At 43.3% G+C, this 8,410-nt stretch carries 6 protein-coding genes and 1 pseudogene; 4 read left to right on the top strand and 3 right to left on the bottom strand.

Annotated features, from left to right (window positions below; all coding sequences use genetic code 11):
- Positions 1-2,046 (bottom strand): annotated as a pseudogene (locus IM485_RS01550) (hypothetical protein); the annotation flags it as partial.
- A gap of 457 nt (positions 2,047-2,503) precedes the next feature.
- Here IM485_RS01550 and IM485_RS01545 point away from each other — a divergent pair.
- The 3 genes from IM485_RS01545 (at position 2,504) to IM485_RS01535 (ending at position 4,058) form a co-directional block, all read left to right on the top strand.
- Entirely contained in the window at positions 2,504-2,740 is a 237-nt protein-coding gene (locus IM485_RS01545; protein WP_238141973.1) for a hypothetical protein, read from the top strand.
- Between the two features lie 291 nt (positions 2,741-3,031).
- Positions 3,032-3,289, top strand: coding sequence for a hypothetical protein (locus IM485_RS01540; protein ID WP_104396519.1), 258 nt, complete (start codon positions 3,032-3,034; stop codon positions 3,287-3,289).
- Positions 3,282-4,058 carry a class I SAM-dependent methyltransferase gene (locus tag IM485_RS01535; RefSeq protein ID WP_104396518.1) on the top strand — a complete coding sequence of 259 codons (777 nt, stop codon included), beginning with the start codon at positions 3,282-3,284 and terminating at the stop codon, positions 4,056-4,058. Before IM485_RS01540 ends, IM485_RS01535 begins: the two co-directional genes overlap by 8 nt.
- Here the strand turns inward: IM485_RS01535 and uvrA are convergent.
- Complete coding sequence (uvrA, locus tag IM485_RS01530; protein WP_287740781.1) at positions 4,015-6,927, bottom strand: excinuclease ABC subunit UvrA; 2,913 nt, start codon at positions 6,925-6,927, stop codon at positions 4,015-4,017. The genes IM485_RS01535 and uvrA overlap by 44 nt on opposite strands.
- Before the next feature lie 97 nt (positions 6,928-7,024).
- Positions 7,025-7,798, bottom strand: coding sequence for a serine O-acetyltransferase (gene cysE / locus IM485_RS01525; RefSeq protein ID WP_104396516.1), 774 nt, complete (start codon positions 7,796-7,798; stop codon positions 7,025-7,027).
- Positions 7,799-8,012: 214 nt separating this feature from the next.
- Between cysE and IM485_RS01520 the strand changes: the two genes are divergently transcribed.
- The gene (locus tag IM485_RS01520) at positions 8,013-8,294 is read left to right on the top strand and encodes a hypothetical protein (protein WP_287740778.1); all 282 of its coding nucleotides are present in this window, start codon (positions 8,013-8,015) and stop codon (positions 8,292-8,294) included.
- Positions 8,295-8,410 lie beyond the last annotated feature (116 nt).

Raw genomic sequence — 8,410 nt, 5'->3', positions numbered from 1 at the left:
ATAAACGTATTGGTCGGAACCGTTACCGCCGTTAAGTTTGTCCTCACTACCGCCACCAATAATGACATCATTACCAGTGCTACCGGTGATAGTATCATTCCCCCAATAGCCATGAATTTGGATATTGCCACCGACAAAAGCCGTATTAGAGAAGTCGAGGGTATTGTCACTCCAATCACCGACGATGGTGACTTTTCCTGCTACTCCTGTCCCGTCGATGGTTTCAATGCCGCTATTGGCACTAAAACTCTTGAGACCAATATCCACATTACCAGTACCTTTGGCGACGATGGTATCTGTACCAGTGTTTCCTGTATCCGTAATGGTGTCATAACCTTGGAAACTCGACCAGCCTCCAGCTAGATTACCGGAGACATAATAGTTATCTGATCCTTCACCTCCATCCAATTGGTCATTGTCTGCGCCACCATAGAGGAAGTCATTACCAACCCCACCCGATAAAGTGTCAGACCCCCAATCTCCATCGATTAGGTCATCGCCGCCGCCACCATTGAGAATATCGTTTCCCCCGTAACCCATCAGGTTTTCGGCAAGATTCGTACCTGTAATCGTGTCGCTGGAGTTATCACCATAAATAATGGTTTTCTGAAGATAGAAATAGTTGAGCCAACTGGAAACATCGTTAAGGCGAGCATTGGCATCACCATCTTCGTTGACGAGACGATTGTCTTCGATGTTAAAGCCAATATGATAGAGTCCATCGGCTACGGTATTGACTAAATTTTTACCGAAGTATTGGGTTGTCGCTCCGTCATTTTGTACCAGGTGGTAGCCTGTTTCCTCATTTCCCTCATCGTCACCGTGGAGGAGGATAAATTCGTCATAGTGATTAGTGCGAACCCATTGATTGAGGGTGCGAATATCATCGCTGGTAATCCAGCCATCAGCAGCGATACCTGTAGCAGTAATACCATCTACTAATAGATGGTTAAGTCCATCGGCGGCGGCGGCTCCGGCGTTAATATCCCCCGCATTTGTCCACTTGGCTAAGCCAGTATCAATTTTGATGGTATCGACAATTTTATCTAATCCGGTGCCAGTGGTGGACTGATCGACGTAAAAATATGTTACCCAATCTGCTACGTCTTTGACTGTGGCATTAGCTGCACCATCTTCGTTGAGAAACCGTCCATTTTGGATCTCAAAACCAATATGATAGATTCCGTCGGCAACGGTATTAACTAGGTTTTTCGCAAAATATGTGGTCTGAGCGCCGTCATTTTGAACTAAATGGAAGCCAGTTTCCTCTGTCCCTTCATCATCCCCATGCAGAACAATAAAAGTATTATAACGGGTGGCATCAGAGCGAATCCAATTGTTAATTTGTGCAATATCGCTTTCGGAAATTGAACCATCGGCGGCGAGATTGTAGGTGGTAATCGCTGTTTTTAATAAATCATTCAGTCCATTGGCCGCATCAGCACCGCCAGCAATTTCTTGCCAAGGTATATTTTGCGCTAAACCCTGATCGGCAATAATTAATTCCGTAATCCGATCAAGTCCGGTATTAGTTGTGGCCCGATCTGTATAAAATTGAGTTAGCCAATCCGCCACCTGAGCAACCGTGGCATTTGCGTTCCCATCTTCATTGAGAAAAGTACCATTTTGAATGAGGAAACCAATGTGATAAATGCCATCAAAAACCGTATCAACTAAATTCTGATTGCGATACTGTTGAGTCGCTCCGTCATTTTGGACTAAATGAAACCCTGTTTCTGTTGTACCGTCGTCATCACCGTGGAGAGCAGTAAATTCTGCTAAACGGTTAGCGCGAATCCAAGCATTAATCGCGGTTACGTCACTGACAGTAAAAATGCCGTTACTAGCAACTCCAGTGGCTTGTTTGGCTTCTACGATTAACTGATTTAATCCGTTAGCTGCCGTCATTCCACCCGTAATATTTGTGCCGAGATTAGCACCAGCGAGTCCTGGATCTCTGCCAATTCTTTCAACCGTTTGATCTAGTCCCGTTCCGGTTGTTCCAGTTGGGGAATTTTGCACCATCGAATAAGATTTGCTGGCCATAATTTTTAACCATAAAAAATAAGGTAGTTAGTGAAATAGCAACAATTGTTAGACAAGTAACGACAAAACCGCACTAAGGCAGGTTTATCCTAAATCCAGTTAGCAAAACCCAGTTATCATCAGGGACCACTGAAGTGGTCACTAGAAACAAGAAGGCTTGTCCACTGCACTGGATCAGGGGGATTTGGTGTTACCCTGACAATTGCGGATCGATATCCTCACCCACACCCGAAGTCGATCCCAACGATTGGACAGTCTCAGATAGTCGATAAGTTCTAACCGATTGTCTTGCCTCTGCTCAGACTATCGAACGAGGCTTTCCGACCTTGATAGTCCTGAGTCGGCGTTTGATAATCTAACCTTTGATGGAATCTTAGATTATCGTAGCACTTTATACAGATATTTGATCCCCGCTGCTTTTTCTCTCTTAGCGTTGCTCAAATAAAAATACCTGATCTTGCGCGTAACTGAATTTAAACCTAGGCGATCGCTGCAAGCGTCCGATCAGATGGCTGACAAGCGACGGCGAACTCGCTCAACCGGGATGGTGCTGGTTAAGCAGGATATAATCAAACTGCTGCAAGTCAATCTCGGCGATATCTACTTTCCCCAACTGGAGGTTGAGACGGTGGGTCAGGTGAGGAGCAATTTGGGAAGTCGTCAGGACAATTTCCAGGCTATCAAAGACAACTAATATAAAACAACTTTACATTGATGCCAATTGGATAATTTAAGCGCATCTTATGATAGTCTAAATCTTTTCTTAAAGATGGTAGTAGGAAAGAGCGGCTACCGTGAGAGAGTAGTATCCATCGTCTCGGTCTTGAGTGGGATGTACTGCCATTCTCATCGGATGGTGGTTTCTGCCATGTCTGACCTGTTTGGGGTGAAGATGTCTTTATGGTTAAAAGACCGCAGGGAACGCACGTTGTCAGACGAGGATATATGACACTATCATAAGATAGTAGTAGCCTGAGCCGAAACCATGAAAACAATTAGTTTTAAAACCCATGTGGGAGAAGATGGAACATTACAAATATCTTTACCCCCTGAACTTAAAAACACAGATTTAGAAGTTACCTTAGTTTATCAGCCAATATCTCTAAAAGAAAAAGAAGAAAAAACTACATTTAGCCAATGGCAAGAAGGCTTCTTTCAAGAAGTAATTGGCGGTTGGGAAGGTGAATTATTAGTAAGAGAAAAACAGCCAGATTATGAGGAAAGAGCGCTCAAGAATGATTAAGGATAAAAATCAGCAAACCTATAGAGACCCTAGTATTGTCGGTTATTATGCCCAATTAACCGCACTACAGCCGGCAGAAAGGACAATTTTAACTCTGCTGCAAGAGCGTTTATCGACGATGAAAATGCTTGATTTAGGGGTAGGTGCGGGACGGACTACGAAGTATTTTGCCCCTCTTGTGGGAGAATATATCGGTGTTGATTATTCTGCGGAAATGATCGCCGCTTGTAGTCAAAAATTCCCCCATTTAGTCTGGCAAGTGGCCGATGCTAGAAATCTAGAACAATTTGCCGATAATTATTTTGATTTTATTCTCTTTAGTTTTAATGGCATTGATTATATTTCCCCTGCTGACCGTTTTCTAGTTTTAGAGGAAATTAGCCGCATCGGTAAAACTGGCGGTTATTTTTGTTTTTCTAGTCATAATCTTCAGGGAATTATCCCAGAATTCGATTGGAAAAAAAAGATTAGTTTGAATCCTTTTAGTAGCTATGTCAATTTAGTCATCTGGGCGATTTTGCGTGCCTGTAATCCCTCTCTTAGCTACGAACAGTTATTGACTGCTGACTATGCAATTATTCGGGATGAACCCCATAATTTTCGTCTGCAAAATTATTACGCCACCCCCAAAGAACAATTAAGACAGTTAAGGTCTTACTTTCAAGAGATTAAAATTTATTCTTGGAAAACCGGTCAGGAAATTAAGAGCGAACAAGAGTTAAATACTAATCTTGATCATTGGCTTTATTATCTCTGTGTTCTTCCCTAATATTATCCCGCTTTTTTGGGGGATATTGAAGTAATGCTTGGGCAAGATAATGACCGGTGTAGGATTTTTCACATTTAGCCACGGTTTCTGGTGTTCCCACCGCGATTAATTCTCCTCCCTTGTCCCCTCCTTCCGGTCCCAAATCAATAATCCAATCGCTACAGCGAATCACGTCGAGATTGTGTTCGATGACGATAATCGAATTACCTTTATCGACCAATCTTTGTAACACATCTAAGAGATGATGCACATCATAAAAAGATAACCCCGTAGTCGGTTCATCAATCAAATATAGGGTTTTTCCGGTGGCCCGTCGGGATAATTCGGCCGCTAATTTCACCCTTTGCGCTTCTCCACCGGATAAAGTGGGCGCACTTTGACCGAGTTTACAGTATCCTAAACCCACATCCACGAGAGTTTGTAATCTGGTGGTGGCCCGGGGGACATTTTCAAAGACCTTTAATGCTTCCTCGATCGTCATATCTAAGACATCGGCGATCGAATAACCTTTATACTTAACCTGTAGGGTTTCCCGATTATAACGCGCCCCTTTACACACATCACACTGCACATAGACATCGGGGAGAAAATTCATCTCGATGACGTTTACCCCTTGGCCTAGGCAAGCTTCACAGCGTCCTCCCTTAACATTAAAAGAAAACTGCCCCGCTTTGTAACCCCTAGCTTTTGCTTCGATGGTTTCGGTGAAAATCTCGCGAATAATGTCAAAAACCCCCGTATAGGTGGCAGGATTTGACCGAGGAGTGCGTCCTATCGGTGATTGGTCGATGACAATTACTTTGTCAACCGCGTCCAATCCTTCCACTTTATCTAACTCTTTGGGGAAGGGAGTTAAACGGGTTAAATGATGTTGTAAAGCTGGATATAATAACTCATTAATTAGGGTAGATTTGCCCGAACCAGATACCCCCGTAATCGAGACTAATTTTCCTAAAGGAATCGTTACATCAATATTTCTTAGGTTATTTTGATGGCAATTTTTTAAGACTAAAGCATTACCATTCCCAGACCTTCTTTGGTGAGGAGTTTCAATAACTTTGCGTCCCGATAGGTAGGCTCCTGTTATCGATTTTTTCGACTTTAAAAGACTTTTAAAACTGCCTTGACAGATGATTTCTCCGCCATGAATCCCCGCTTTCGGACCGATATCGACCAAATAATCAGCTGCCCGAATCGTTTCTTCATCGTGTTCGACGACGATTAAAGTATTACCTAAATCTCGCAATCTTTGCAGGGTTTCTAACAGTTTACTATTATCTCTTTGGTGTAATCCGATGCTAGGTTCATCGAGAACGTATAATACTCCCGTTAATCCCGAACCGATTTGAGTGGCTAATCGAATTCGTTGGGATTCTCCCCCGGATAAAGTCATCGCTGGTCGATCGAGGGTAAGATAATCTAATCCCACATCGATTAAAAATTGTAGTCTCGCTTTGATTTCTTTGAGGGCTAATTCCCCAATTAATGCCTGTCTTGGGGTTAAATGACAATCATTAATTCTCTGCAAACAATCCCGGATGGGAACTCCGGTAAAATCCGTGACCGTATATTCTCCTAAACGTACCGATAAAGCTTCTGGTTTTAATCTTTTTCCGTGACAAACTTCGCAGGTTTGGTTAACAATATATTTCTCTAGTCTTTGTTTAATAACTTCCGAGGTGGTTTCTTGATAATTCCTATCTAAGATATTGATAACCCCAGCAAATTCTCGATAGTAACCGCGACCAGTATCATAACGGTAATCATCTTCAAAATAGATCGGTTCTTTACTCCCATAGAGAATGATATCTTGCTGGGTTTTTGTTAGTTTCTGCCAAGGAGTTTGGATTTCAAAACCTAAAGCTTGCCCTAAACCGTAGAGGAGAGAAAGATAGTAGGAATTATCCTTATCTGACCAAGGGGCAATAGCCGAATAAACCGGTTGTTTTGGGTCTGGAATGACTAAATCTGCCGAAAATTTCCGTAAACTGCCCAATCCGTGACAGTTGGGACAAGCACCATAGGGAGAATTAAAAGAGAATAAACGGGGGGATAATTCCTCCATAACTGCCCCGTGTTCGGGACAGGCAAATTTCTCGGAAAAGACAATTTCTTTGGTAACTTCTGGATTATCTTCGTTATTCTCATCGAGAATTTCCACAATCGCTACACCGTCGGAATGCTTTAAACAAGTGGTTAAAGAATCCACTAATCTTTCCTGTAAACCCTCTTTTTTGATCAGGCGATCAATAACAATTTCGATATCATGAAGATGTTTTTTATCTAACTCGATGCCCTCGGATAATTCTACTACCTTGCCGTCAATCCGCACCCGGGCAAAGCCTTGGGATGCCAAACTAGAGATTAATTGCTTATGCGTGCCTTTTTTGCCGCGAATTACTGGAGCTAAGATTTGAAATCGGGTTTTATCGGCTAATTCCATCACTCGATCGCACATTTGATCGATGGTTTGGGGGGCAATATTGCGATCGCAATGGGGACAATGGGGTTCACCGGCACGACCGAACAATAAACGCAAGTAATCGTAAATTTCCGTAACAGTTCCCACACTAGAACGGGGATTGTGGGAAGTGGATTTTTGGTCAATGGAAATAGCCGGACTTAAACCCTCGATCGCATCCACATCGGGTTTATCTAATTGTCCTAAAAATTGACGCGCGTAGGCGCTGAGGGACTCCACATAGCGGCGCTGTCCCTCGGCAAAAATAGTATCGAAAGCGAGGGAAGATTTGCCAGATCCCGAAACTCCGGTAAAAACAATCAACTGATTGCGGGGTAATTCGAGATCAACATTTTTGAGATTGTGTTGTCGTGCGCCACGGATACGGATTGAGTCAGTTTGAGCCATCGGACGGTGCCAAGTAGTCCTTAACAATCATAGCCTTGACGAATGGGTTTCAGCTACTAAAAAACCAGTCTTCTATCATATCAGAAGATTATCGGGGTTAAACCGCTCTTTCGAGAAACTCGCGCATATCCCGATCGGCCGCAGGACAAAAGCTATGACTCGCTTCTTCTTCTAAATGGGCTAAAACTGGGCAATTAATCCGATAATCTGGTTCTTTTGACCGTTCTAGCCGCAATTCGTACACTTGTTTTTCCAGTTGTTCGATGCGGTCCACCAGAGCGCGAATAGCCACCGCTTCCGAGTCGGGTAAATCACCGTGTTCGAGGGGTTCCACCCGCGTCCCGGCCCGATAGATTAAACGACCTGGTACACCAACAACGGTACAATCGGCAGGAATATCGCGCAGGACCACAGAACCAGCACCGACGCGAACGTTATTACCCAGATAAATATTACCTAAAACCTTAGCCCCAGCGCCGACGACCACATTTTCCCCTAGAGTCGGGTGACGTTTACCGCTTTCTTTCCCCGTCCCTCCTAAAGTAACTCCCTGATAGATGAGGGCATAATCACCGACAATGGCGGTTTCTCCGATGACAACTCCCATACCATGGTCGATAAAAACACCCTGACCAATTTGGGCGCCGGGGTGAATTTCGATACCAGTCAGAAAACGGGCAAGATGGGAAATTAAACGGGGAATAAAGGGAATCCCGATGTGATATAGCCAATGGGCGAAGCGATGGCACAGTAAAGCCTGTAATCCGGGATAACAAAATAGTACCTCTAACCAGTTGCGGGCAGCGGGGTCACGTTCAAAAATGATCTTGAAATCGGCTAGGAGAATAGATAACACGAGTCTTGATTCCATATTGATCGAGCTTATACTAAACCATGTTATCACCCTGGTAAATGAGCCGTTCAACTAAAAAGCGATCGAGTAACCCGTTTTCCTAGTTCGCTTTTACTGTTCTCGGCCAAATTTTGAAGATATCCTTAATTTCTCTCCTGTTTAATCTTCCTTTAACTTGAGTCTGAAAAAATGCGATTGTTTGGCATTTTTTTGCAGGGTTTCAGCTAAAAATATGATTAAGGCTATCGATCGTCACCATGGGAATTTTTTATTAACCTTGCTGTCAATTGCTGGCAGTATCAACATCGTTACCGAATCTGCCTCAGCTTTAAATATCACCCGATTGAGCAGTCTTGGCAATAGTACAAATGCTGCTAATAACTTCGGGGCAGAAATTCCCGCTTATGACCCCTCTAGTCGCAAATTATTCGTGACCGGTCCCAATAATCGTCTAGATATTGCCGATATCAGCAATCCCGCTAGTCCAATTCCGGCTCTTCTAGGTTCTGTGTGAGCATGGTATAATAGTAACACAGAACAGGAGGTGGGTTATGTGGATAAATTTTGATCAACTCCTCGATTTACCAAATGTAACAGTGGTCAATTATCAAAAAATTGATGAGACAATTT

Origin of the sequence: Microcystis sp. M169S2 (assembly GCF_020245865.1) — a bacterium.
Taxonomy (GTDB): Bacteria; Cyanobacteriota; Cyanobacteriia; order Cyanobacteriales; family Microcystaceae; genus Microcystis; species Microcystis ichthyoblabe_A.
This window is presented reverse-complemented; position numbering and strand designations above follow the sequence as displayed.